The following is a 22,279-nucleotide window of genomic DNA, read 5'->3' as shown; positions in this document are numbered from 1 at the left end:
GCACGCAGGGAGTAGCGGGGCTAACCCGCCACTCAAGCACTGTGCGGCCCAGGACGCGACGTTAGCGGCGCGGCCCCTTCATGCTCCGCCCGTCAGGAAGAACGACAACCTCCCCTGCTGATCGTCCCAGTCGTAGCGCATCGCATCCGCCGCCGACGTAATCACCTGGCTGGCCGACGACAACAAGTGGGGCACGGGCCTCCCCTCGTCCTTCCGCTCCTGGGCGGCGCCGACCGGTCGGCAGGCGAGAGCCACGGCGGCCGCACCGTCGCCGAAGAGCGAGTTGACCACCGCGGTGCGCATCGTCGAGTCGAAGACATAGGCCGCCGAGCAGACCTCGGCACACACCACGACCGCGACGGACCCGGGGTTGGCCACGCACCACGACCTGGCGGCGGCCAGGCCGTTCATCGCTGCGTGGCAGCCCATGCCCACAATGTCGAGACGCTCAACAGTCGGCGGCAGCGCCATCTCCCGCAGCAGCAGCGCGCTCAGCCCTGGGGTGAGCAGCCCCGTCGTCGTCACGCAGCACAGGTAGCCCACCTGCCCAAAGCCGAGTCCGGCCCGGTCCAGGCAGGTACGAAGGGCCCGGCTGCCCATGTCGAGCGCGACCCGCTGATGCTTCGCCCGGAGGTGCCCCGGACTCTCCTCAGGCGGACATCCCTCGGGGCCGCGCACGGGGAGCGTCAGGAAGCGGCGCCGGATGCCGCTCGCGTGGAACAGCCGAACGACCTTCGGATCGGAGACGGCGAAGTGCTCCAGAAGGTCAGATTGCGAGTAGGTGCGGCCCGCGACGGCCGTGCCGACCGACCTAATCGAAGGAACGGGGCGGTGGCCGCTGCTTGGTGGCGGCCCTGAAGTGGTCATTGAGCCTCCCTGTACGAACCAACGAACGAGGAATGACGTGCTCACCGATGGTGAGTCGGCGGGAGATCGACACTCCTCCGCTGATTCCGTTGAGATAAGGCTCACGAGGGGGCACATCTGCGTTTGCTGGGGCCGCAGAGTTGGGGTGAAGCGGAGACGGAAGATGCGGCGTCGGTACATACTCTGATCGCGCCGGGTGTGCTCCCCACCCTGTGGCATCCGGGCGGTCATTCCCGTGCCAGCCGATCAACGCGGACACCGTCTGCAGCGCGGCAGTCGTGGTGGTAGACCACCCGCCTTCAATCGCTAGGCACACGAGCAGCGCAACACCGTCGAACGCTGCATCAACCGCTTGAGGCTGTGGCGAGGGATCGCCACCCGCTACGAGAAGACCGCAGCCATCTACTTGGCCGGGTTGCACGTCGTGGGGATCTTCCTCTGGTCCGCCAGGTGATCCAAGCGAAACCGCCTAGAACGCCAGGAACTTCACCGGGACGGGGACAATGCCTCAGGGGCCGACGCCGGGCGGAGGAGACGAATACTTCTGACCTGTCTTTGCGTCGGTGAGGGGAGTAGTCGGTGTGAACCCGTCGAGCGAGGCGTCAGGCTTGCCTGTGCCAGAGCTCGGCTCGGTGGGGGTAGCGTGAGCGCCCCCATCCGGCTCGCCGCTGTCGGTTGGCCTGATGTCGGGCTCGTCGACGAGGCACGCGGTTTCGGCAGGGCAGCCCTCATACAGATCCTCCGAGGCCGTACCAACTTGATAGAAGATCTTCTTCCCTGGACGCTGTAGTCGTAGGTCCACCCTCCACGTACTGCGCGCCCTGTCCAGGACGGCGTTGGCCATGACCCACTGTTGTGTGTTGTCGGGCGCCGTTTCGGGGCCCAGGCGACCGACCACGGCCGTTCCAGGCTCAAGGTTCTTGAACCTTCCCTCGAGGTGGTACATCACGGCCGGTGAGGGGAGTCTGGGATGGGGGCCGGACCACGCCTTAGTGATGTAGGCCTCCTGCCGGATGGTGGCCCCGGGTTCAGAAGATGTGGTCTTGGGAGGCGGCTGTGGGCCAGTCTGGGAGCCCCTCATGATCAGGATTCCGATCAGCGCTGCCACCGCGGTGACGATCGCGGCCAGCAGAGTCTGCCATCCCCGCAGACGGCTGCCACGGCCCTCGCCAGAAGGCTCATTGTCTTCCGGCTCGCCCATGCTCGGCGGCGACTCCTGTCCCATGCGCGCTCCCTCGTGAGGATGTCGCCACCTTGCATGGACTCGTGATCAAGCAGCCAGCCGCCACGCCGCGCGTCGACTCACCAACGCGTCCAAGGGCCCCACAGTGCGACGCCGACGGTCACGGGCTCGTTTGACGAGGGGCATCCGGTGTCAGGTGCCGGCGTACGCGATGGCGAGGACGGTGAGCGTCGAGGTGTCGTGGCCGTGGCGGGCGACGGTGCGGATGGCGCCGTCGTCCGCACCGCACGGGCTACGAGTGCGCGAGGGCGTCTTCCTGAGAGGTGGCGCCCGCAGCAGGCCTGGGGCCGGAGCTAAGTCTGCTGCTGCGGGCGTGGCGGGTTTCAGCAGCCGTAGGTAGTGCCGTTTACGGCGGTGTTCCAGTTGCAGGTCGCTCGCCTACGGCTTGACTGACCGGCACCGACTCCTACAGATGGGTCAAGATCGACACGAGGATGAAGACGGCCAGTCCGATACCGATCCAGACGCCGGGGAGGAAGACCTTCTCGTCTTCGCGGAAACTGCCCCACCATGCATCGGACTTGACGGTCTCGGACGGCCTCACAGGGGACAGGGCCCTCACTAGCTCCTCTGCCCGTTCCACCTGCGCCGGAGCGGGGAGGGGGCGGAAGCGGCCCTCCGGATCCGCCTCAGGCCGGGTGTACTTGCGAGACCGCGACGCCATGGTGCCCCCTCTCAGTCGACCTCGACGTACGCAACCAGGATGATCGTGCCGATGACGGTGGGGATGTACACCACCCGGACCCGGTCGTCGCGACATTCCCACTCGAGCTTGTCCTCAACACGAGCCCCGATCCGGTGGTCGAGGGACAGGCGGACGATCGCGGCGTCGAGGACCTCGCGCTCGGCGTCCGTCATCGCGTCGATCTGACGCTCCGCGACGTCGTGCAGAACGACATGGGCCCGCCACGGGCCGTGCTTCGGCGCCATCAGGCAGCGCCGGGCGTACGAGCGGCGTCCTGGCCGCCGAGCCCGTGCCGCGCCTGGATGTCCTCGTACGGGGTGACCTTCGACAGGTCGATGCCCTCGGCGGCGAGTTGCTCCAGCGCGTACGCGAGCAGTCCCTCGCCGGCCGCGGCATGCTCGCGGGCCGATGCGCGCAGCTGCTGCTGCTCGTCCTCGTCGAAGATCAGGTGCGCCATCGGGGCCTCCGCCGGTCGGGTACACCCTGAGGCTAGCGCAGGCGGCCTAGGCCAGGCAGCCCGTCGCCGAGGTCACTGCTCCGCCGCCGCGTCTGAGTCTGGACGAGGTTGTCAGGAAAGGGCCGGTACTTCGCCCCGGTCGTCGCTGCCGCCCGTCATCAGGACGGCAGCCCCTTTGTATCGGTGAGGGATGCCCTGGGGGCTGCAGCCGCGAATGGGTCTGCCAGCTCACCGGCTGACCCACCGGAACGACACAGGGGAAGCACCCGCCCTCATTGAGAGGGACGGGCGCTTCCCGTTTCCGGCCTCCGCGAATCGATCAGCTCAACTGGAAGGCGCAGGCATTGGCGTCCTCGAAGAGCCGCACCACCAGCTCTCTCAGCCACATCAGTGCTGCGAGCCGGTTGCCGAGGTTCTTCTCCACCCACGCCACGTCCCACCGCTGCTCATCCTCGGGGTCTGCCGCACACCAGCTGGCATGCTGCTCTTCGAGAAGACGAACGGCCAACGCGAACTCGGAAGCGGCTGACTCCTTCGTGACCTCTCCGCCCTAGAGCCGCACCTGAACGCGATCGAGTTCGTCTCGTACTTGGAGAACGGCGACCTGGACCGCTGGCGCCTCCGCTTCCGACATGGAAGCTGCCGCAGCGGCCTTCTCACCGATCAGCCGCGCGAAGACCTTCAGCTCCCTGACCTCGTGCCGCATCGCGGCCAGGACGCGATTCAGAAAGACGGTGCAGAAGACAGTGGGCCTTCGTCTCGGGGTTCCCCGAGACGAAGGCCCACCTACAGACGGTCGCTGTCGCCAGCTGGCGCGGCTCAGCCCAGCAGGACGCCGACCACACCGGCGGGCTGCGCCTCGTCGGTGGCGGGCCTTCGGCAGCCTGATCGCCCCACCCCGCCAGCACTGATCGGCACGCTCACACCCGCCCGCAGGGCACAGGCTGGTCGTACTTGCCCAACGCGGTCGTCCGGTTGCCGCACACTGTGGCCGTCGACGAGTTGAGGCGTGCAACGGGGCTCGCGCCGATGAACGTGTTGTGGGTGACCACGCCGCTGGGTACGTTGTCCAGTTCCACCCCGGCGGAGTACCCGCATCCGCCGCCGGGGATGAAGGTGGTGGTGTTCCCGACGACGTCGGCCCTGGAGACGTGGCCAAGGACCATGCCGTTGCTCAGCGTCCTCAGGTTGTTCCCGGTGACCGTCGCCGGGCCGTAGGTGTTGGTCGGCGGGGCGATGTAGATCGGGGGATAGCAGGTGACGGGGTCATCTGTTTGCACGTTGTCATGGATCAGGAACGGGCCGGGCGTGACGCCGAGGTTGCTCGCCGCCGCCAGCAGTCCGAGGTATACGTTGCTGTACGTGTTCCGCGCGAGCGTGACGTCGCCGCTCCACACCGCACCCTCGATCTCGACGTCGACCATCCAGTAGCCGACGTTGGAGATGACGTTGTCCGCGATGATGTAGTTGTGGCAGTCGATGCAGGAGAACGCGTGCCGGCCGGTCGTGTGCACGGTGGAGTTGCGGACGGTAACGTTGCGGGCGGGCACCGCGCCGTTGCCCTGAGCGTCCCAGGTTCCGCCGGGGTCCGCCTCCAGGGCGTCACCCCAGGTGTTCTCGAAGTGCACCCGGTCGATCAGGACGCCATCCGAGCCCCAGACCTTGATGCCGGTATCGGCCTCCAGGACCGAGTTGTAGCAGGAGATACCTCCGGGCTGCGCGCAGTCCGGGGAGAAGTTCGTGCCCTGCAAGGTCACGTTGCGGACCACAAAGCCGCCACCTCGGTTGAACCAGAGCCGCGCACGGTTGGTATGCGGTGTCACATCGACGGTGGCTTTGATGGTCGCGCCGTTGCCCGCGATGGTGATGTTCTTACGGTCGGTGAAGGTGATCGAGCCGTTGGTCAGATAACAGCCGTTGTGGGCGAGGTGGATCGTCGCGCCGTCGGGGACCGTGGCCAGCCACGAATTGAACGCGTCGGTGACGTCCTGCGAGCAGTCGGAGGCGACCGGAGGCGTGACCGAGACGGCGCTGGCCGGGACTGCTGTCGAAACACTCACAAGCAGACCGAGCAGGAAAACGGCAGCGGAAAATCGTCTGTTCACGACGTCTCCTCGATCGCTTTCGGCGAAGGGAAGCGGCCGGGTTCCGTCCGGTCGTCCTTCCTCTCAGCAAGCCTTCTGTCTCGGCGAGCAGCCTGCTACCGCTGGTGCGCCAGATGGACGGGGACGGGCTGGAGCGGAAGATCAGTGCCGAGGAACTGGCCGAGGAGACCGGGCTGAACCCGGATCACATCGAACTGGAGGGCCTGCGGCAGCCTGAGCCCGCCGCAGGCTGGCTCGAGCGGCCCTGGGCCGAGGTGACCGTGGTGACCCTGAGAAGGATCGCTCCTGGTCGGCCTCACATGACGGTGGCTGGCCCGTCCCGGGCGGCGAGCGGCCCTTCCGCCCGGGGATCACGACGATATCCGCTCTGCAGCAGGTCATTGCGCTTGCGGAGGGGCCCGGCACTGTCGCCGCCGCCGAGAGACCGTCCAGGGCCGAAACCCGCAGTGCCGTAAACGAAGCCCGGATGTGCCTTCTAAAGGACGTTCCGCCATTGGGGAACACCGCAGTCGCTGATACAGCGCAGGCCGTGTACTCGCCGAGCAGGCCCAGGACGCGGCGGTGATCGTCGGGAGCGGTGTCCGGCCGGCACCGTATGTGCCAGATCACTCGGTCGCGGTCGTGGTGGGTCATGCGGCCGTCACCTCCTGGCGGTGGTGCTGGGCGCGGGCGGCGAGCAGCAGCTCGGGGCGGCCGCCCGCGGCAGGGCGGGCCCAGTACGGGTGGAAGTAGACCTGGGCCGAGAGGCGGATCAGGTGGCGGCGGAGCGCGGTCGCGCGGGTGGGGCAGGGCCGGGCGAGCGCCTCGTAGACGGTGATCCAGCTGGTCTGGGCGTCGAGGAGGTCGGATGGGAAGGGGGTGCACTCCATGCGACTATGGAAACATGCGTTCGAATTAGTGCGCCACGCGTGCCGCGCCGCCGAATGGGAACAGAAGTTCTACCCTGGCGCTGCCGTCCCGCCGTGTCCGAGAAAGCCGCCCGCCATGGCCAGCCCCGCCCCCGCCTCCAAGAACCTGCCGCCGGAGCTGTGCCCCGCCGACCAGCGCGGGCCGTGCGCCCGCTGCCAGGCCGTCCGTCACCGCTATGGCCCCGGCGGATGCCCGCTTTTTCTTGGGGTGGACCGGTTGTGGTGTGACGTGTGGTGAGGTGGGTTCGTTGAGCTCCTGGGACTCGTTCTCGGGGGGTGTGGCTCTGCGGCGGGTTGTTGCACGACTCGTGGCAGGAGTTGATGGTGCGGGCGTTTCCCGTGGTGATGCCGTCCGGGCAGAGGTACTGGACGGTCCTTGACGACGACCTGGAGGTCGTCCCTGAAGCTGATCAGTGCTCCGGAATCTTCGGTTCGGGCGGGACCGAGCGGAGCTGACGACGAAGGCATACGCCGGCGGCGTCGCGCTCTACCTGCGCTGGTGCGGCTTGACGGGCCGCGAGTGGATGACGGCGGGCCGGGACCTCGGCCTGTTCATGGTCTGGCTGAAATACACCCCGGCGCCCCGGGACGGTGGGGTGCCGGTGGTGCAGCCTGGGCCGGGCGCCGTCCCGGTGCGGGGTGAGCGGCGGATCAACCGGGTGCTCGTCGCGGTGCGGGGTCTGTTGTCGTACGCGGTGTCGGTGGGCGAGGCATCGAGGTCGCTGCTCGGGCAGATCTACGAGCTCGCAGACAGTCGAGACCTGCCCGCGCAGGCGCAAGGTGAGGACGGCGGCCTGTTCTACCGGTTGCGGCCGGTGCACTCGCTGCGCGAGCCGGAGAAGCAGGTGGACCGGGCGGAGGACGCGGAGCTGGTGGCGATGTTCGTCGCCTGCCGCAACGCGCGGGACCGGCTGATCGTCCTGCTGGTCGGCCGGGTCGGACTTCGCCGCGGTCAGGTAGCGGGTCTGCGGCGCAGCGACGTTCATCTTCTGCCCGATTCCCGGGCGCTGGGCTGCGACTACCCGGGCTCGCACGTGCACGTGCGGCGGCGGGAGAACGTGAACGGTGCCTGGTCGAAGTCGCGGCACTCGTGGGTGGCGCCGCTGGACTTCCTCGTGGTCGGCGGGTTCGACCTGTACTACGAGGAGCGGCACCGGCTTCTCGGGGAGGGCGGGAGCGACTTCCTGCTGGTGAACCTGTTCGGGCTCCGCTGGGTGAGCCGATGTCGCCGGAGGCGATCGGCGAGCTGATGGAACGGCTCTGCGTCCGGGCCGGCCTGGACCGGCGGGTGGGCGCACACATGGCGCGCCGGGCGTTCGCGTCGAACGTCGCCGACGCCGGCGGTGCGCCAGATGAGGTGCAGGCGGCGCTCGGCCAGAAGAGCCTCGGCTCCCAGGCGCCGTACGTGTTCCCGGATCCCCGGCGCGTGCGGGCGGCGGTCGAGCGGGGGCCCTCACCGCGCGGCATGGGCGGGCCGGGGGCCAGCCGGTGAAGACGGCGAGCGCCGCGGCTCTGCCGCCGAGTGGGGCACCGGCTGGCGATGAGCGGCTGGGGGAGATCCTGCGCGCCCTCGACGAGGACTTTCTCGCCGTGCTCGGGTGGGACTGGGACCGGCGGGTGATCACCTGGTCACGCCAGCATCCCGTGATCGGCCTACCCAACTGCCCTGTGCCGGGTTGCCCCCTGGCGATCACCGTGTCGACGAGGCCGATGTGCGGGGGCTGCATGGAACGGTGGCGAGGATCCAGCCTCCCGCTGGAGGAATTCCGACTGCTGCCGAAGAGAACGAGCCGCGGTACCGGAGAAGCCCCGTGCGCGGTCGAAGGCTGTGAACGGCCCCGCGACAGCGTCGCCGGCCGACTGTGCATGGCGCACCGCACCCAGCACTCCGCTGCCGGGTTGAACGTCCTGAGGCTGGAGGAGTTCCTGGTCCATCCGAGGGTGAGCGGGTACGCCTCGCTGGGGACGTGTGAGGTGGCCGCGTGCTACCTCGACCGCGCTGGCAGACAGGACCCGTACTGCAAAGCGCACCTGCACCGCCTGTACCGAGCCCGCATCGAGCCCGGCTTCGACGAGGCCCTGTGGCGACGGACGGACAAGTCGATCAGCACGACCCGCGAGGCCAGCCTGCGCGGTCTGCCGGACCGGCTGGTCGCCGAGCTCCTGTACGGGCTGTGGGCCCGAACGCAGGAGGGCAAGAAGTCGCGGCCCGAGTGCCTGCGCCCGCTCTACGACCGGCTGCGCGCCCTCCAGGTGCAGGCGCTGGAGGAGATGACGGATCCGGCCGCGCACGGGCTCAGCCGCGAGCAGGTCACGATGATCCGGGCCTGGCAGCGCGCGCTTCGCCTGCTGAACATGACGCCGGAGGCCGAACGCGTCAAGGACGTGTGGGACATGGCGGTCTTCGGCTACACCGGCCGCATCTCGTTCGCGCCCGTGCTGCAAGAACCGCTGCGGGAGGCAATGAAGATCTGGGTCTACGACGACCTTCCCCGCCGCCGGAACAAGAACGCCGTCCAGTACACGCGCGCGGTCATCGCCGCGGGGGGGCATGCTCTCGGAGAGCCTGCGCCTGCAGGGCGAGGACCGCGGTGAAGTGCCTGCGGCATGGGGACGCAGCGACATCGTCGCCTTCACCAACCGCATGGGCTACTTCACCTCGACCGGGCAGATCAGCCCCGCGCGCCGCCTGACCTTCACCCGGTTCGTCCGCCGGGTCCTGCTCCGCTTCCGCTCCCTCGGGCTCACCGCGAAGGGGCAGCTACTGGAAGGCATGCCGGCAGAGTTCGCGATCGGGCCCGAGGACATGCCCGACGAGCCCGAGGACACCGAAGCCGGCCGCGACCTGCCGGACGACGTCATGCGCGAGCTGTGCGCCCACCTCGACGAGCTGGAGGCCATGAGCGGCACCGAGGTCCGCGTCGCCACCGAGCTCCTCATCGACACCGGACGACGCCCCGACGAAATCAACACCCTCGCCCTCGACTGCCTGGAACAGGACCCGGACGGCTCCGACGTCCTCATCTACGACAACCACAAGGGATACCGGCTCAGACGGCGCCTGCCGATCGGCGCCGAGACCGCCGCGGTCATCCGCCGCCAGCAGCAGCGCGTCCGCGAACGCTTCCCCACGGCAGACCCGGCTCGGCTCCGGCTCCTCCCGCGACCCAAGACCAACCCGGAAGGCACCAAGCCGCTCGTCGACATCTCCGGCCAGCACCGGACCTGGGTCAGGTCCCTGCCCGACCTGCTCGTGCCCGTCGTCGTCGCCGAAGCAGACACCCGCATCACACGGCTGGTGCCGTTCGACAAGACCCGGATCTTCCCCTACGCCTACCGGCACTGCTACGCACAGCGGCACGCCGACGCCGGCGTCCCAGTCGACGTACTCCAGGAGCTGATGGACCACCGGCTGATCCACCCCACCATGGGCTACTACCGCGTCGGCGAGGAACGCCGCCGCGAAGCCGTCGACCGCGTCACCGCCCTGCAGTTCGACCGGCACGGCAACCGGGTCTGGCGCACGGCGAAGAGCCTGCTCGACTCCGAACACGTCCGCCGCGCGATCGGCGAGGTCGCCACCCCCTACGGCGTATGCCGCGAACCGACCAACGTCGCCGCCGGCAGCCACGCCTGCCCGCTGCGCTTCCGCTGCCTGGGCTGCGAGCACTTCTCCACCGACGTCTCCTACCTCCCCGACCTCCAAGCCCGCCTCGCCGACCTGCTCCGCAGCCGCGAAAGACTCATGTCCGCCTTCGCAGCCGACGACTGGGCCCGCAGCCAAGTCATGCCCTCCGAAGAAGAGATCCGCCGCATCCGCCGCCTGATCGAACGCGTCCAGACCGACCTCGACGACCTCACCCCCGAAGACCGCGCCCACATCGAACAGGCCGTCAGCGTCGTCCGCCGCAGCCGCACCGTCATGCTCGGCATGCCCCGCGTCCGCCAGCCCCTGCCCGACGTCCGACCGACAAGGACCCTCACGTGACCAGCCCGATGAACGAAGGCCGCCACGCCGGCACCGACCGGCGCCGCCGACGAGTCCAGGAAGCCATCGCTGCGGCTGCGCGCGACGGCACCCAGCTGACCGCCTCGGCCATCGCCCGCGCGGCCCGTGTGGACCGCACCTTCCTCTACCGCCACCGCGATCTGCTGGACAAGCTCCACACGGCCTCCACCCGCCCTACCGACCCGCTACCTGGGTCCGCGCCGGTCACTACGCAATCGCTCCAGACGGACCTCGCCAATGCCAATGCCCGAGCGACCCGCCTGGCCGCCCGGGTTCAGCAACTCGAAGAGCACCTGTCCCGTCAGCTTGGCGAGCAGGCCTGGCGGGAGTCCGGGTTCGGCGTCCACACCGACGTAGCCGAACTGCAGGCCACCATCGCCCGACTCGAACAGCGCACGGTCGACCTGGAGCGCGACCTGGAGGAGCGGCAGTCCGAGCTCGAGGCAGCCCGGGCCGCGAACCGGGAGCTGACCCGAGCCCTGAACCAGCGCGGGTGACGCAAAGCACCTGGCTAACCCCCGGAATCCGCCAGCGCAAAGTGGTACGCCAGCCCCGGGGGTAAAGCTCAGACTTCCAGGATCTCCGAGACCCTGCCATCACCGTCGCCACTGAACAGCTCGACTGGGAGGTGGCTGGGAGGCACGATGATCAGGTTCCCAGCCCGTTCAAGGTGCCCATCCCCGTCCACCTCAGACGAGGGCGCCTCTCCGCGCTCATTCTGAGTCACCAGGACGCCGGTGTGCGAGCCGAACTGCCCAGACCCAGACCATGTGGAGATGGTGTCACCGACACCGCCTCGTACTCCGACATCGTGTTCGGCCTGCTCACCCTGGCCGGGTTCGCCTACGCGCCGCAGCTGGCGGACCTGCCCGACCAGAAGCTGTGGCGCATCGACCGCACCGCCGACTACGGCGCCTTCCAGGACGCCGCTCGCGGCCGGATCGACCTGGAACGGATCGAGCGGAACTGGGAGGACGTGCTGCGGATCATCGGTTCCATCCACACCAGCGCGGTGCGGGCCTACGACGTGATCCGCATGCTCTCCCGCGACGGCCGCCCCACCGTGCTCGGCGACGCCATCGCGCACTACGGCCGGATCGCCAAGACCCTGCACATCCTGCGCCTGACCGACGAACCGTCCTACCGCCGCCGCATCAAGGCCCAGGCCAACCTCCAGGAGGGCCGCCACGCGCTCGCCCGGAAGATCTTCCACGGCCGCGCCGGCCAGCTCTACCAGCACTACCAGGAAGGCATGGAGGACCAGATCGGCGCGCTGGCCTGGTCCTCAACGCCCTGGTGCTGTTCAACACCCGCTACATGGACGCCGCCGTGGAGCGGCTGCGCTCCGAGGGCTTCGACGTCCGCGACGAGGACGTCGCCCGCCTCTCGCCCTTCGTGCGGCACCACGTGAACATGTTCGGCCGGTACGGCTTCCTGCTGCCGGAGATGCCCGGCGGCCTGCGGCCCCTGCGCGACCCGGACCGGCTCGAACGGGAGTGAGCGCCGGCGGAGCGCGGCGTCCGGCCGGGGTGTGCGGCCACCCCGCGCACTGCTGGCAGGCGGACGACCTGGCGAAGCCCACCTGCCGGCAGGTCGAAAGCCCGGGCGTGTCAGGACGTCAGGAGCTTGACACCGAGCACCAGACCGCCTGCGGCCTCGGAGTACCGCGGTTGTTCGGTACCGAAGAACTCCCTGATCGCGTCCCGAAGCCGGTAGGGGGAGATGTACCGGGGATCGCCGCAGCTGCCCGCGGCGCCGCCATCCGCCAGCAGCTCTTCGACATGCCCGCCCCCGTGGTCGCGGACGCGCTCGGCTACCACCACAAGACCAGCACCCGCCTCCGCAACGAGACTGGCGGCACATGGAGCCGATACGCCCCAGGAGATCACGGAAGGTCACCAGCGGGCTGGACTCCTCGGGGAACCAGCGGCGGGTGAATGCGAACACCAGTAATCCGCCAGCCGGAGCCTGCCCGGGAGTCGGCCAGGCTCAGGGCGCCTCGTGGGCCTCCACCCGAGTGCAGGTGACCACCCGGGGCCTGTCGTCCGCATATTCGGGGAACGTCAGCACCACTTTGTCGTTGGATCCGCTGATCTGCATCTTTGAGTAGCCCGCGTCCTGGCCATCGATCAGTCCCCCCGACAGGGTGTACCTGCCCCCGAGTGCCTTCTCCACCTTCTCGGGAACGTCGTGGACCACATACGGGGTGCGCCGCTCAAGCGTCACGGAGAGGCGGCCCCCCTCGAAGGACCAGTTACCTTCCGCTGACCACGGAGTGTCCGTGCCCCCGCCGCTCATCAGCCACCGCCCGTCTTCAGACACGACGATCCGTGCCCCCGCGCCGTTCTCGGCCTCGAACTCCCAGCTGCCCTTCAGGAACGCCCCCAGGGTCTGGAATCTGACGCTGGGGGACCCGTTACCCGAGCAGGCGGCCACGGTAGCGGCCGCTATCCCCGCCAGCACATACCGCAGCGCGGCACGACGCCCCACCACCCGCACGAAATCCCCGGTGCCCATCGGATCTCCCTCTGTCTCCGCCGTCGCGCACCCGAGTGCGACGTGCAAGTCCACAACATCGCCGCACTGTCAGCCTCAGACCAGAGGGCCAACCTTCAATGACCGAAAACCATGCGGCCCGAAGCCGAGGAAAGTGGAGCGGACAGCCTGCTGGCGACCACACACGGTCACCAGCAGGGTGGGCTCCCAAGGAACTGGCGACAGTTGGACAGGAGACCCCACCAGTATCAACCCCCGGACCGCGCTGGGGTTCCCCACCGGATTCGGAGAGGCGTCAAGCCTCGCTCGATTCAGCGATGGCGCCACACCTGTTGCAGCCGCTACGGTGAACGTGACCGACGCTGAGCTGCGACGACGCTCCTTCCGACGCCTCGCACCACACGAGCAGCCCCAGAGAACCCGCTGTGCAAGAAGTGCCAGGCCGACGCGCCGGCCTTGCAGAAGAAGCCCGGGGCAGCTGCGACCACTCCGCTCGCCATGGCGTGATCGGCCGTGCTGGACCTGCCCGAGGACCTCGGCCAGCTGGACATCCTGGAGCGGCTGGCGCTGGTCATCCTGCGCGACTCCGGATCAAGAGGGCCGAGGTCATGAAGCGGGAGGCGGCGATGCGCCCCATCCGGGCACGCCGGGAGCCACCGGCCTGGGTGGTCTCCTACCTGCGTCAGGGCGGCCAGGCCGTCCCCGATAGCGTTCACCGCGGCGACTGCCGCATGACCAGCGGCCACACCCGCCCGATCTCTCAGGACCAGGCACGCCGTGCTCTCGCCGAGGGCCGGATCCAGGCCTGCCAGATCTGCCGCGCCGACGCCGACCTCGGCATCCTCGACTGATGACTGACCGGCCCGCGCCCACCACAGGCGCGGGCCGGTCTCGACCCTGCCGGGCCCCACGAACGGGGGAACTCGCGGGCCCGGCAACGAGCGTGTCCCATGCGCTCCACGCCCGTCTGCCCGCGAATCCGTCATGCACACCTGCCCTCAGGCGGACTTCCGGCGCCGCGAAGCCGCAGTCTTCTTCGTCTCTTTCGAGGACGCCTTCTTCGCGGGGGTCTTCTTGGCCGCGGTCTTCTTCGGCTTCGGCATCTCGTGCACGGTCGCCGGCCCGCCGGGCTCGCCCCGAGACTCCTTCGCCTTCGCCACAGACGCTTCCAGCGCGGCCATCAGATCCACGACCTGCGCCGGCGCCTCCTCCTCACCCGCGACCGGGGCGGGCTCCCGGTGCTCCGCCTTCGCGGCAATCACCTCGTGCAAGGCTTCGGTGTAGCGATCGGTGAGCAGCTCGCCGAGCTCGGCCAGGTGCTCGACGCGAGTTCATCCGCAACGCTCTCGGCGACGTCCTCGCCTTCATCGGCCTCACCGACGCCAGTGGTCAGCCGCTGGACTTCGCCCCGCACGACTTCCGGCGGATGTTCATCACCGACGCCATCCGCTCCGGCCTGCCACCCCACATCGCCCAGGTCATCGTCGGCCACACCAACATCAACACCACCATGGGCTACAACGCCATCTACCCCACCGAGACCATCGAAGCCCACCGCGCCTTCATCACTCGCCGCCGCACCCTGCGCCCCGCCGAGGAGTACCGCACCCCCACGGACGCCGAGTGGGAGGACTTCCTCGGCCACTTCGAACGCCGCAAACTTTCCGTGGGCACCTGCGCCCGCGCCTACGGCACCGCCTGCATCCACGAACACGCCCCGTTGACTGAACGAACCAGGTTGATTGTGCAGTTCAGGGCCCAGGTGGGGTTGTGGCCCAGTACGGTCTGCGGTCGTGATGAACGATCGTGTGCCCGAGCGGGATCTGTCGCGGTTGGCCGTTCCCCGGTGTGGTCGGCTGGTGGAGACCGGCGACCGGTACGAGCCCTACCGGCTCGTCGACGCCGACGGCGCGGCCGTGGCGCCGGTCGCGGTGTTCTTCCAGGAGCTGCTCGCAGCCGGGAAGGCGGCGGCGACCGTCCGCTCGTTCCTGCACGCGGTCGAGGTGCCCTGGGATCGAGCGACGCGCGTGGACGCTCGCGATTTCAGCTGCTGGATCCAGCTGACGGTCAAGCCGCGCGCGACCGCGGCCAAGCGGCGGCCGACCCGCACCGTCGGCGCCCCGAACCCGGTGACCGGGAAACCACCCCGGGGCCCGGCTATGCGCCGCCGACCGTCGCCCACAGCGAAACGGTGCTGCGCAGGTTCTACGACCTGCACCGTGATGCCGGATCCGGACCGCTGCTCAACCCGTTCCCGCTCGACCTGGCGCGTCGCTCCGGCCGCGCGCACGCACACCACAACCCGATGGACGCCTGGGCACCGGAGCGAACGGGCCGCTACCGGCCCACGGTTCCGCGCCGGATTCCGCGCTCGATCCCGGACGAGTAGTTCAACACGCTGTTCGCGGCGCTGCGGTCGAATCGGGACTGGGCCATGATCGCGTTCTGGATCTCCAGCGGTGTCCGGGCCTCGGAGCTGATCGGCGTCCGGCAGTGCGACGTCGACCCGGGACAGCAGCTGATTAGCGTTGTCCGGAAGGGCTCCCGAGCCCGGCAACAGGTGCCGGCCTCGGCGGACGCGTTCGTATGGCTGCGGCTCTACCAGCAGGAGCTGCACGGGCTGGTGCCGCGGGGCCGCACACAGCCGGTGTGGTGGACGCTGCGGCGTCCGCTTCAGCCGCTGACCTACATGTCCGCGGCGGACAGCTGATTCCCGACACCGCCGGAGCCCTGCGCAGAGCCGTCACGCCCAAGGCCAGTGGGCATCTGACCTGGGCCGAGGAGACCTCTACCGGGCGGCGGCGGAACCTCACCTACGAGGAGAGCGAAGCCTAAGCCGATTCGGTCATGCGCCAAAGCTATCCGTGTTCCGGCCATGGATGAAGTCCCGCAGCGCGGCCACCTGGTCCCACGTCGGGGAGAAGCGCTACCGGACCCTGCTGGTCACCGCCTACTGACGTGCGCCGGTGTTGACCTCTTCCAGCAGGGCGACCGTCATCGCCTCCAGAGCGGCACCCATGACCGCGGGCGGCAGGTGGGAGTGGAAGACGCCGTCCCGCTGCCCCCGTTCCAGAATGGCGGTGACCTTGACGCGGGCGGGCTCGAGGATCTCGGCGACCCGTTCCATGCCCAAGTCCCGTTGGGCCAGCGCCAGGAGCATCCGGTATCGGTCGCCCACCGGCCACATCGACAGCGAGAAGCGCGCGAGTGCCTGCTCAGCCGGGTCCGTCGCCTTCACCCCGGCCCGCCGCTGCGGCCTGGAGAGTCTCGGCGGCCTCCTCGGCCAGCGCCTCCAGGAGCGCCGCCCGTCCGGGGAAGTGCCCGAAAAGAGTGCGCCTGACGACACCGGAGGCGCGCGCCAGTTCCTCCAGAGTGGTGTCGGGGTTCCGTCCGAGCTCCTGGCGCGCGGTGGCCAGGATGCGCGCCCGATTGGACCGTGCATTGCGTCGCTGCGGAACACGGCCAACGGGCTGGGACACGGAAGAACCTCGATGATGAAAACCGGACGAAGAACGGGCACATCCATTCTGACACGTGAGTCCCGCCCCGATCCGTGGCCGCCGCATCCCCTCCTCGGGCCACAGGACTGACGCGTCCTCCACAGGCACACGGTCGATGTCCGTGCACAGCTGGGCACGGAGGTGCACCCACATCCCTGGGCCTGCGCAGGGAGTCGAGCCTCCATCAGACCAGGAGCGCTTCATGTCTGGTGTCCGTTGTACTTGTTGACTGCGGGTGCGCTCGGCGGCAGGGACTGGTCGCTGCGCTTCGGTTCCGCGGAGGTGGCCAGGCCAATGGGCGACGTGAGCGGATGGATTCGTGAGCTCGCGCCGCGCGGCCTGCTGCGGGCGGGGCGGAGCGACGGGCACCTTGATCCTTTCTGTCGGCCGGCAACGGGTGTGGGCGTGGCGGGCGAGTGTCCGTGGTGCCTCGATGAGGCCGCCGGCGTCGGCGGGCGGGCCCCGATCCGGGATTCGGGTAGCGGCCGGGCTGCCCGAGTCCGGGATCGAGGGGTTCGTGCTCAGCCACGCTCAGGCCCTCGATGCCGGGGTGCAGGGTCGATGCTCAGGCCCTCGATGCCGGGGAGCGGGGTCGATGAGATGCGGGCGTCGTGCCCTCCGGGCAGAGTGGGGAAGGACCTGTTCGTACCGAGGTGGTCCCCCGTGGTCCCGTGTGCTGGAGACGGGACAGAGTGATGCGAGGATTGTCGTGACGTCGGAGTGATCGATGTTCCGCAGACGGCCGGCCGACAACAGCGAGGACCTTCTGGCCCGGCTCGCGTCGCTGACCGCCACGGCTCGGGAGTTGGCCGAGACGCAGCGTTCCCGTGTCGAGCTCGCCGTGGCCCTGCAGCGCGGCATGCTGCCCTCGGACCTGCCCAGTTTTCCGGGCGCCCGGCTGGCCGTCCGCTATGAGCCCGCCAACCACGGGCTCAACGTCGGCGGTGACTGGTACGACGCCTTCTCCCTGCCCGGCGGGCGGATCGGCATGTCCATCGGTGACGTGCAGGGGCACAACATCGAGGCCGCCGCCTTCATGGGACAGGTCCGCGTGGCACTGCGCGCGCTGGCCTCCGTCACCGGAGACCCGGGAGAGCTGCTCGGTCGCACCAACGACCTGCTGATCTCTCTGGGCGCCGACCTCTTCGCCACCTGCACCTTCCTGCGGCTCGACCCCGCTGCCGGCACCCTGGAGTGCGCCCGGGCCGGTCACATCCCCTACATCTGGGCCACCACCGACGGCCGCTCCGGCATCGACGACAGCGAGGGCGGGCCTCCGCTCGGTGTGCTCCGCGACGTCGACTACCCGGCCACGCGCCACCGGCTCACGGCCGACGGTGTCTTCGTCCTCCTGACCGACGGGGTGGTGGAGGGGCCCTCGCTCCACGTCGACGAGGGTCTGGACCGGGTGATGCGGCTCGCCGGGATCACCGCCGTCGCCGGGCTGGACGTCGACGCGCTCGCCACCTCCGTCATGAAGCTGGCGGCCACGGTGGGGCACGAGGACGACGCAGCCGTCCTGGTCGTCGGCCATGACGGCGGTCCGGCCCGGCCGAAGACCGAGGGGTGAGGGGTGCGAGAGGCCCGCCCCGCCTCGGGCCGGTCCGGACTCCACCAGCCGGTCCGGACTCGTGCCGTACGGCGGCGCCCGACACGCAGGGGTCCTTTCCCGGTCGTGGCGGCCCGGCCGGTGTCTGATGGCTGGCGTGTTGGTTATTCGGCAGTTCCGGCCCTTTACCGAGGCGGCCCTGATTTCGCTGGCCGTGGCGGTCTGCTACTACGCGGCCGGACGGCTCGGCCTGCTGGGCCGCCTCGTCGTCGAAGGCGTGGTGGCCACCCCCATCTGGCCGCCCACCGGCGTCGCCGTCGCCGCCCTGCTGCTGTTCGGCGCGCGGGTCTGGCCCGGGATCGCCCTCGGCTCCTTCCTCGTCATCGCCTCCCTCACCACCCCAGGGCCCACCACAGTGGTCACCGTGGTGAGCAACACCGTCGCGCCGCTCTGCGCCTGCCTGCTGCTCAGACGGGTCGGTTTCCGGCTTGACATGGCGCGGCTGCGGGACGGACTCTCGCTGGTCTTCCTCGGCGGCTTCGGCGCCATGCTGATCAGCGCGACCGCGGGGGTCGGACTGCAGGTGGTGACTGGCTCCCTGGACAGGAGCGAGTTCTGGGCCGTGTGGCTGGCCTGGTGGGCGGGCGACACGATGGGGGTTCTGCTCGTCGCTCCGCTCCTGCTCGTACTCGCGGGGCCGGCCGGACGGTTCCGGGTACGGCGCTGGAAGGAGGCGGCCTTTCTGGGGCTGACGACCCTGGTTCTCGTCCCTCTGGCCGTGCTCAGCCCGATGAGCCTGCTCTTCCTCGTCTTCCCCCTGCTGGTCTGGGCAGCACTCCGCTTCCAGCTCGCCGGCAGCGTGCTGTGCGCGCTCTTCGCGTCCGTGTTCGCCACCTTCGAGGCGATCTCCGACCGGGGCGCGTTCCTCCACCTGTCGGACGTCGAGATCATGGTCAAGCTCCAGATGTTCAACGGTTCCGCCGCCCTGACCGCCCTGCTCCTCGCCTCCGTCATCACCGAGCAGCGTGCGACCCGCCGTTCGGTGCGCCGCGCCTGCGAGGAACTGGCGGAGGTCCTGGAGCACCTCGCGGCGGGCGAGCCGTCGCCGGGTCCCCCCGCCGGGCCCCCGCCCGAGCCCCCCGAGAGCCAGGCAGCCCCACCCGGCGGACACCGGGGTCCGTGACCTTCCGCGTCCGCGACGGATCCGCCCGACGGTGGCTGCGGCGCTCACGGTCGGGCCGTTGGCACGGGGGACGAGAGGCGCTCTCGGCGTCCTCGTCGTCACCGTCGTCGATGACGGGGCCGAGGCCGACGGGGAGGAGCAGGCCGGTCCGGAGACCGGCGGGCGCGGGCATGGGGACCGCTGCGCCCGGGGCGACTGTTTGCCTCCGCTGTCACCGCCGTACGTCTTGTCCCTGGCTCGCCGGCTGTGATGCCTGTCTCTCGTGCTCGGGCGATTCAAGGTGATTGGTGAGCATTTCCATTGCGGCAACATGAACAGAGAAACACTCTAGACATCCAAGGCAATATGGTTAATCAACCTTCGAATCCGATGCGTTGCGACCGAATCGATCTTTCGATCTAATGCTCGATGTCCGGAGCGGCGACACCGTCTCCGAGGTGATCCAGGGCGTTCCTCCACATTCGGCGCGCCCCGAGCGAGCGGGAGTGCGGCAGCGTGGCAGCGGTATCGAAGGTGGACGCGTTCCGGCGTGATCGGGTCGGAATCGTCTCGTTCTGCGTCGTCGGGTTCTTCGTGTTCCTCGCCCTCGCGGCTCCCCTGCTCACCGCCCTCTACGGCAAGAACCCGACCGAGCACTACGGCCAGAACGATGTCGGCCTGCTGAGTCCGGAGGGCCTGCCCCTGCTGCCCAACGGCGGCCTCTCGGCCGAGCACTGGTTCGGCATCGAGCCCGGCCTCGGCCGCGACGTCCTCGCCCAACTCCTGTACGGCATCCGCACCTCGCTGCTGATCGCCGTCACTTCGGCCGCCGTCGTCGCCGTCATCGGCGTGGTCGTCGGAGTGGCCGTGGGTTATCTCAGCGGGCTCGCCGACCGGGCGTTCACCTTCGTCTGCAACGTCCTGCTCGCCTTTCCGAGCCTGCTGTTCCTGCTCACCCTGGGCCCGGTCATCCAGACCCGCTTCGTCGCACCCGACGAGAACGAGCCCTCCTGGATGCAGTTCACCGTTCTCATCCTGGTCTTCTCCGCCTTCGGCTGGGTGCCGCTCGCGATGGTGCTGCGCACCGTCGTACGGTCCCTGCGCGAGCGGGAGTTCGTCGAGGCGGCCCGGGCCCTCGGCGCGAGCCGACGGCACATCGTCTTCCGCGAACTGCTGCCGAACGTCTGGGCGCCGGTCCTGGTGCACATCACCCTCACCGTGCCCGCGATGGTCACCACCGAGGCCGCGCTGTCCTTCCTGGGAGTCGGCGTCAACGAGCCCATCCCCGACTGGGGTCGCATGATCTCCCGGGGTGCCGACGTCTTCTACGACGACCCCACGTACATGGTCTTCCCCGGCGCCTCGCTCCTCGTCTTCGTCCTCGCCTTCAACCTCCTCGGCGACGCCGTGCGGGACGCACTCGATCCGCACACCGTCCGCTGAGCCCCGCACCTTCCCTCACCCTCATCCGCAACACCCGCACGACACAACGGAGTTCGTCATGCCCGCAATCACCCTGCGCGCCGCAGCCGTCCCGGCTCTCGCCACCACCGCCGCCCTGCTGCTGTGCTCCTGCTCCGCAGGTGCGGGCGCGGGAACAGGCGCCGGGCAGGGCAGGAACAGCACCGCCGCAAAGAGCGGCCAGCGCCTGACCACCACCCTCGGCACCGCTAAGGACAGCCAGGGCCCCGCCCCCGAGATCCCCGGCGCCCGCAGGGGCGGAACCGTCACCGTCGCCAACCAGGCGGACTTCCCGCACCTCGACCCGCAGAAGATCTACGCCGGCGAGCGGTACAGCACCTCCCTGCTGTGGGGCCGACAGCTGACGCAGTACCAGATCATCGACGGCAGGCCCCGGTTGGTCGGCGACCTCGCGACCGACACCGGCACCTCCTCCGACGGCGGCCGCACCTGGACGTACCACCTGAAGGACGGCATCGCCTGGGAGGACGGCAAGCCCGTCACCGCGCAGCAGGTCAAGTACGGCATCGAGCGCACCTTCGCGCCCGGCTTCGAGGTCGGCCCCACCTACTGGCAGCCCTGGCTCACCGGCACCAAGGACCTCACCGAGGCGGTGAAGAGGTACGGCGGCCCCAAGAAGGACGGCGACCTCAAGGCGATCGAGACGCCCGATGACAAGACCATCGTCTTCCACTTCCCCCAGCCGCAGTCCGACGTGCCGTACATGGCCGCCCAGTCCTCCTCCTCGCCGGTCCGCGAGGACAAGGACACGGGCACCGGCTACGACGTGAAGCCCTTCGCCACCGGGCCGTACAAGATCGTCGAGCACAAGCAGAACCAGAGCCTCACCCTGGAGCGCAACCCGTACTGGAAGCCGGAGACGGACTCGATCCGGCACGCCTACCCGGACCGCTTCGAGTTCACCTTCGGCAAGGAGGCCCTCAACACCGCGCAGGAGGTGCTCACCGGCCAGGGCACCGGTGCGACCACGCTCACCACCAAGGACCAGCTGCCGCCGGAGCTGATCTCGACGGTCGAACGCGACCCCGCCAAGCGCAAGCTCGTCGTCTCCGGCAGCAAGGGCGCCTACACCCAGGACCTGTACATCAGGAACGACCGGGTCACCGATCCCGAGGTCCGCAAGGCCATCCACTACCTCTTCCCGCGCGAGCAGGCCCGCCAGGTCCTCGGCGGCCGTTACGCCGGCGACTTCGCGACCACCCTCTCCTCGCCGGCCGTCGTCGGCTGGAAGAAGTACGACCTCTACCCCGTCGCCCCCGCCGGCGACATCGCCAAGGCCAAGGAACACCTGGCCAGGGCGAAGACGCGGGTCACCAAGCTGACGTACGCGTACCCCACCGACAGCCCGGCGGACGACCAGGTCGCCCAGGTCCTCGCCGACGCCTTCGCCAAGGCCGGGATCAAGCTCGTGCTGAAGGGCCTTCAGCCCGGCGCGTTCAACGACCAGATCTTCGGCGGCGAGGACAGCCCGTACGACCTGTTCCTGTCCACCAACTCCGTGGACTGGCCCACCCCGTCGACCCTGCTTCCCCTCGGCTACGAGAGCCACCTGGACGCGGTGTCCAACACCATCCGCTACGGCAACCCGCAGGTGGACGAGGAGCTGGCCCGCATCGCGAGGATCGGTGACGCCCAGAAGAAGGCCGAGGAGCTGATCGGTCTGGAGGAGACGGTCATGAAGGACGTCCCCGTGGTGCCCTTCCTCTACAAGAGCATCTCCCAGTTCCGTGGCGAGAAGATCGGCGGCGCCGCCATCCACCCGATCTACGGCGTCACGGCCCTGGCCGACGTGTACGTCAAGAACTCCTGAGCTCCT

The 22,279-nt window shown here is 69.3% G+C and carries 23 protein-coding genes and 1 pseudogene; 13 read left to right on the top strand and 11 right to left on the bottom strand.

The genetic code is table 11. From position 1 onward, the window contains the following. Window positions 1-78 precede the first annotated feature (78 nt). From ACIRSU_RS11145 to ACIRSU_RS11115, 7 genes are all read right to left on the bottom strand, one after another. A complete protein-coding gene (locus ACIRSU_RS11145; protein WP_403790834.1) occupies window positions 79-867 on the bottom strand; it encodes a hypothetical protein in 789 nt (262 codons plus the stop codon). A 508-nt stretch (window positions 868-1,375) separates the two neighbouring features. Beyond that, window positions 1,376-2,092, bottom strand: coding sequence for a hypothetical protein (locus ACIRSU_RS11140; protein WP_403790832.1), 717 nt, complete (start codon window positions 2,090-2,092; stop codon window positions 1,376-1,378). Between the two features lie 424 nt (window positions 2,093-2,516). Then, entirely contained in the window at window positions 2,517-2,654 is a 138-nt protein-coding gene (locus tag ACIRSU_RS11135; RefSeq protein ID WP_403790830.1) for a hypothetical protein, read from the bottom strand. A gap of 131 nt (window positions 2,655-2,785) precedes the next feature. Next, window positions 2,786-3,040 carry a hypothetical protein gene (locus ACIRSU_RS11130; protein ID WP_403790828.1) on the bottom strand — a complete coding sequence of 85 codons (255 nt, stop codon included), beginning with the start codon at window positions 3,038-3,040 and terminating at the stop codon, window positions 2,786-2,788. Beyond that, window positions 3,040-3,252 carry a hypothetical protein gene (locus ACIRSU_RS11125; RefSeq protein WP_384415017.1) on the bottom strand — a complete coding sequence of 71 codons (213 nt, stop codon included), beginning with the start codon at window positions 3,250-3,252 and terminating at the stop codon, window positions 3,040-3,042. Before ACIRSU_RS11125 ends, ACIRSU_RS11130 begins: the two co-directional genes overlap by 1 nt. Before the next feature lie 920 nt (window positions 3,253-4,172). Further along, complete coding sequence (locus ACIRSU_RS11120; RefSeq protein ID WP_403790826.1) at window positions 4,173-5,312, bottom strand: hypothetical protein; 1,140 nt, start codon at window positions 5,310-5,312, stop codon at window positions 4,173-4,175. A gap of 674 nt (window positions 5,313-5,986) precedes the next feature. Beyond that, window positions 5,987-6,226: a hypothetical protein gene (locus ACIRSU_RS11115; protein ID WP_403790824.1), complete on the bottom strand. Its 240-nt coding sequence runs from the start codon at window positions 6,224-6,226 to the stop codon at window positions 5,987-5,989. Window positions 6,227-6,678: 452 nt separating this feature from the next. Between ACIRSU_RS11115 and ACIRSU_RS11110 the strand changes: the two genes are divergently transcribed. The 6 genes and pseudogenes from ACIRSU_RS11110 to ACIRSU_RS11085 form a co-directional block, all read left to right on the top strand. Next, entirely contained in the window at window positions 6,679-7,515 is an 837-nt protein-coding gene (locus ACIRSU_RS11110) for a hypothetical protein (RefSeq protein ID WP_403790822.1), read from the top strand. After that, entirely contained in the window at window positions 7,488-7,757 is a 270-nt protein-coding gene (locus tag ACIRSU_RS11105; RefSeq protein WP_403790820.1) for a tyrosine-type recombinase/integrase, read from the top strand. The genes ACIRSU_RS11110 and ACIRSU_RS11105 overlap by 28 nt, the downstream gene beginning before the upstream one ends. Beyond that, window positions 7,754-8,860 (top strand): hypothetical protein, encoded by a 1,107-nt coding sequence (locus ACIRSU_RS11100; protein ID WP_403790818.1) that lies wholly within the window; start codon window positions 7,754-7,756, stop codon window positions 8,858-8,860. Before ACIRSU_RS11105 ends, ACIRSU_RS11100 begins: the two co-directional genes overlap by 4 nt. Next, window positions 8,817-10,253, top strand: a complete 1,437-nt coding sequence (locus ACIRSU_RS11095; RefSeq protein ID WP_403790816.1) for a tyrosine-type recombinase/integrase — start codon at window positions 8,817-8,819, stop codon at window positions 10,251-10,253. The genes ACIRSU_RS11100 and ACIRSU_RS11095 overlap by 44 nt, the downstream gene beginning before the upstream one ends. After that, window positions 10,250-10,771 (top strand): hypothetical protein, encoded by a 522-nt coding sequence (locus tag ACIRSU_RS11090; RefSeq protein ID WP_403790814.1) that lies wholly within the window; start codon window positions 10,250-10,252, stop codon window positions 10,769-10,771. Before ACIRSU_RS11095 ends, ACIRSU_RS11090 begins: the two co-directional genes overlap by 4 nt. 284 nt (window positions 10,772-11,055) lie before the next feature. Beyond that, a pseudogene (locus tag ACIRSU_RS11085) lies at window positions 11,056-11,774 on the top strand (Tn3 family transposase); the annotation flags it as partial. A gap of 489 nt (window positions 11,775-12,263) precedes the next feature. On the opposite strand, the gene ACIRSU_RS11080 reads toward ACIRSU_RS11085, so the two are convergent. Continuing rightward, window positions 12,264-12,791, bottom strand: a complete 528-nt coding sequence (locus ACIRSU_RS11080; protein WP_403790812.1) for a hypothetical protein — start codon at window positions 12,789-12,791, stop codon at window positions 12,264-12,266. Window positions 12,792-13,396: 605 nt separating this feature from the next. Here ACIRSU_RS11080 and ACIRSU_RS11075 point away from each other — a divergent pair. Then, a complete protein-coding gene (locus ACIRSU_RS11075; protein WP_403790810.1) occupies window positions 13,397-13,621 on the top strand; it encodes a DUF6233 domain-containing protein in 225 nt (74 codons plus the stop codon). A gap of 147 nt (window positions 13,622-13,768) precedes the next feature. On the opposite strand, the gene ACIRSU_RS11070 is transcribed toward ACIRSU_RS11075, so the two are convergent. After that, entirely contained in the window at window positions 13,769-14,041 is a 273-nt protein-coding gene (locus ACIRSU_RS11070) for a hypothetical protein (protein ID WP_403790808.1), read from the bottom strand. Window positions 14,042-14,103: 62 nt separating this feature from the next. Between ACIRSU_RS11070 and ACIRSU_RS11065 the strand changes: the two genes are divergently transcribed. Both ACIRSU_RS11065 and ACIRSU_RS11060 read left to right on the top strand, forming a co-directional pair. After that, window positions 14,104-15,159 (top strand): site-specific integrase, encoded by a 1,056-nt coding sequence (locus ACIRSU_RS11065; protein WP_403791479.1) that lies wholly within the window; start codon window positions 14,104-14,106, stop codon window positions 15,157-15,159. A 45-nt stretch (window positions 15,160-15,204) separates the two neighbouring features. After that, on the top strand, window positions 15,205-15,480 hold the full coding sequence (locus ACIRSU_RS11060) for a hypothetical protein (protein ID WP_403790806.1): 276 nt from the start codon (window positions 15,205-15,207) through the stop codon (window positions 15,478-15,480). Between the two features lie 240 nt (window positions 15,481-15,720). Here ACIRSU_RS11060 and ACIRSU_RS11055 read toward each other — a convergent pair whose 3' ends face one another. After that, entirely contained in the window at window positions 15,721-15,948 is a 228-nt protein-coding gene (locus ACIRSU_RS11055; RefSeq protein WP_403790804.1) for a hypothetical protein, read from the bottom strand. 37 nt (window positions 15,949-15,985) lie between these two features. Further along, window positions 15,986-16,249 (bottom strand): TetR family transcriptional regulator, encoded by a 264-nt coding sequence (locus ACIRSU_RS11050; RefSeq protein ID WP_403790802.1) that lies wholly within the window; start codon window positions 16,247-16,249, stop codon window positions 15,986-15,988. A gap of 748 nt (window positions 16,250-16,997) precedes the next feature. Between ACIRSU_RS11050 and ACIRSU_RS11045 the strand changes: the two genes are divergently transcribed. The 4 genes from ACIRSU_RS11045 to ACIRSU_RS11030 all read left to right on the top strand — a co-directional run bounded on the left by ACIRSU_RS11045 (window position 16,998) and on the right by ACIRSU_RS11030 (window position 22,273). Further along, window positions 16,998-17,840 carry a PP2C family protein-serine/threonine phosphatase gene (locus ACIRSU_RS11045; RefSeq protein ID WP_403790800.1) on the top strand — a complete coding sequence of 281 codons (843 nt, stop codon included), beginning with the start codon at window positions 16,998-17,000 and terminating at the stop codon, window positions 17,838-17,840. A 127-nt stretch (window positions 17,841-17,967) separates the two neighbouring features. Next, window positions 17,968-19,002, top strand: a complete 1,035-nt coding sequence (locus ACIRSU_RS11040) for an MASE1 domain-containing protein (RefSeq protein WP_403790798.1) — start codon at window positions 17,968-17,970, stop codon at window positions 19,000-19,002. Between the two features lie 495 nt (window positions 19,003-19,497). Beyond that, the gene (locus tag ACIRSU_RS11035) at window positions 19,498-20,424 is read left to right on the top strand and encodes an ABC transporter permease (protein ID WP_403790796.1); all 927 of its coding nucleotides are present in this window, start codon (window positions 19,498-19,500) and stop codon (window positions 20,422-20,424) included. Between the two features lie 58 nt (window positions 20,425-20,482). Continuing rightward, window positions 20,483-22,273, top strand: a complete 1,791-nt coding sequence (locus tag ACIRSU_RS11030; protein WP_403790794.1) for an ABC transporter substrate-binding protein — start codon at window positions 20,483-20,485, stop codon at window positions 22,271-22,273. Window positions 22,274-22,279 lie beyond the last annotated feature (6 nt).

This window comes from Streptomyces sp. NPDC101160 (genome assembly GCF_044768205.1).
GTDB lineage: Bacteria > Actinomycetota > Actinomycetes > Streptomycetales > Streptomycetaceae > Streptomyces.
The sequence above is the reverse complement of the archived record's forward strand: the minus strand, read 5'-3'. Positions and strand labels throughout refer to the sequence as shown.

Bases quoted from the DNA above. Each gene is read 5' to 3' on its own strand.
- ACIRSU_RS11145 (WP_403790834.1), bottom strand. From the start codon at position 867: ATGACCACTTCAGGGCCGCCACCAAGCAGCGGCCACCGCCCCGTTCCT.
- ACIRSU_RS11140 (WP_403790832.1), bottom strand. From the start codon at position 2,092: ATGGGACAGGAGTCGCCGCCGAGCATGGGCGAGCCGGAAGACAATGAG.
- ACIRSU_RS11130 (WP_403790828.1), bottom strand. From the start codon at position 3,040: ATGGCGCCGAAGCACGGCCCGTGGCGGGCCCATGTCGTTCTGCACGAC.
- ACIRSU_RS11125 (WP_384415017.1), bottom strand. From the start codon at position 3,252: ATGGCGCACCTGATCTTCGACGAGGACGAGCAGCAGCAGCTGCGCGCA.
- ACIRSU_RS11115 (WP_403790824.1), bottom strand. From the start codon at position 6,226: ATGGAGTGCACCCCCTTCCCATCCGACCTCCTCGACGCCCAGACCAGC.
- ACIRSU_RS11105 (WP_403790820.1), top strand. From the start codon at position 7,488: ATGTCGCCGGAGGCGATCGGCGAGCTGATGGAACGGCTCTGCGTCCGG.
- ACIRSU_RS11095 (WP_403790816.1), top strand. From the start codon at position 8,817: ATGCTCTCGGAGAGCCTGCGCCTGCAGGGCGAGGACCGCGGTGAAGTG.
- ACIRSU_RS11080 (WP_403790812.1), bottom strand. From the start codon at position 12,791: ATGGGCACCGGGGATTTCGTGCGGGTGGTGGGGCGTCGTGCCGCGCTG.
- ACIRSU_RS11075 (WP_403790810.1), top strand. From the start codon at position 13,397: ATGCGCCCCATCCGGGCACGCCGGGAGCCACCGGCCTGGGTGGTCTCC.
- ACIRSU_RS11060 (WP_403790806.1), top strand. From the start codon at position 15,205: ATGATCGCGTTCTGGATCTCCAGCGGTGTCCGGGCCTCGGAGCTGATC.
- ACIRSU_RS11045 (WP_403790800.1), top strand. From the start codon at position 16,998: ATGTTCCGCAGACGGCCGGCCGACAACAGCGAGGACCTTCTGGCCCGG.
- ACIRSU_RS11040 (WP_403790798.1), top strand. From the start codon at position 17,968: ATGGCTGGCGTGTTGGTTATTCGGCAGTTCCGGCCCTTTACCGAGGCG.
- ACIRSU_RS11030 (WP_403790794.1), top strand. From the start codon at position 20,483: ATGCCCGCAATCACCCTGCGCGCCGCAGCCGTCCCGGCTCTCGCCACC.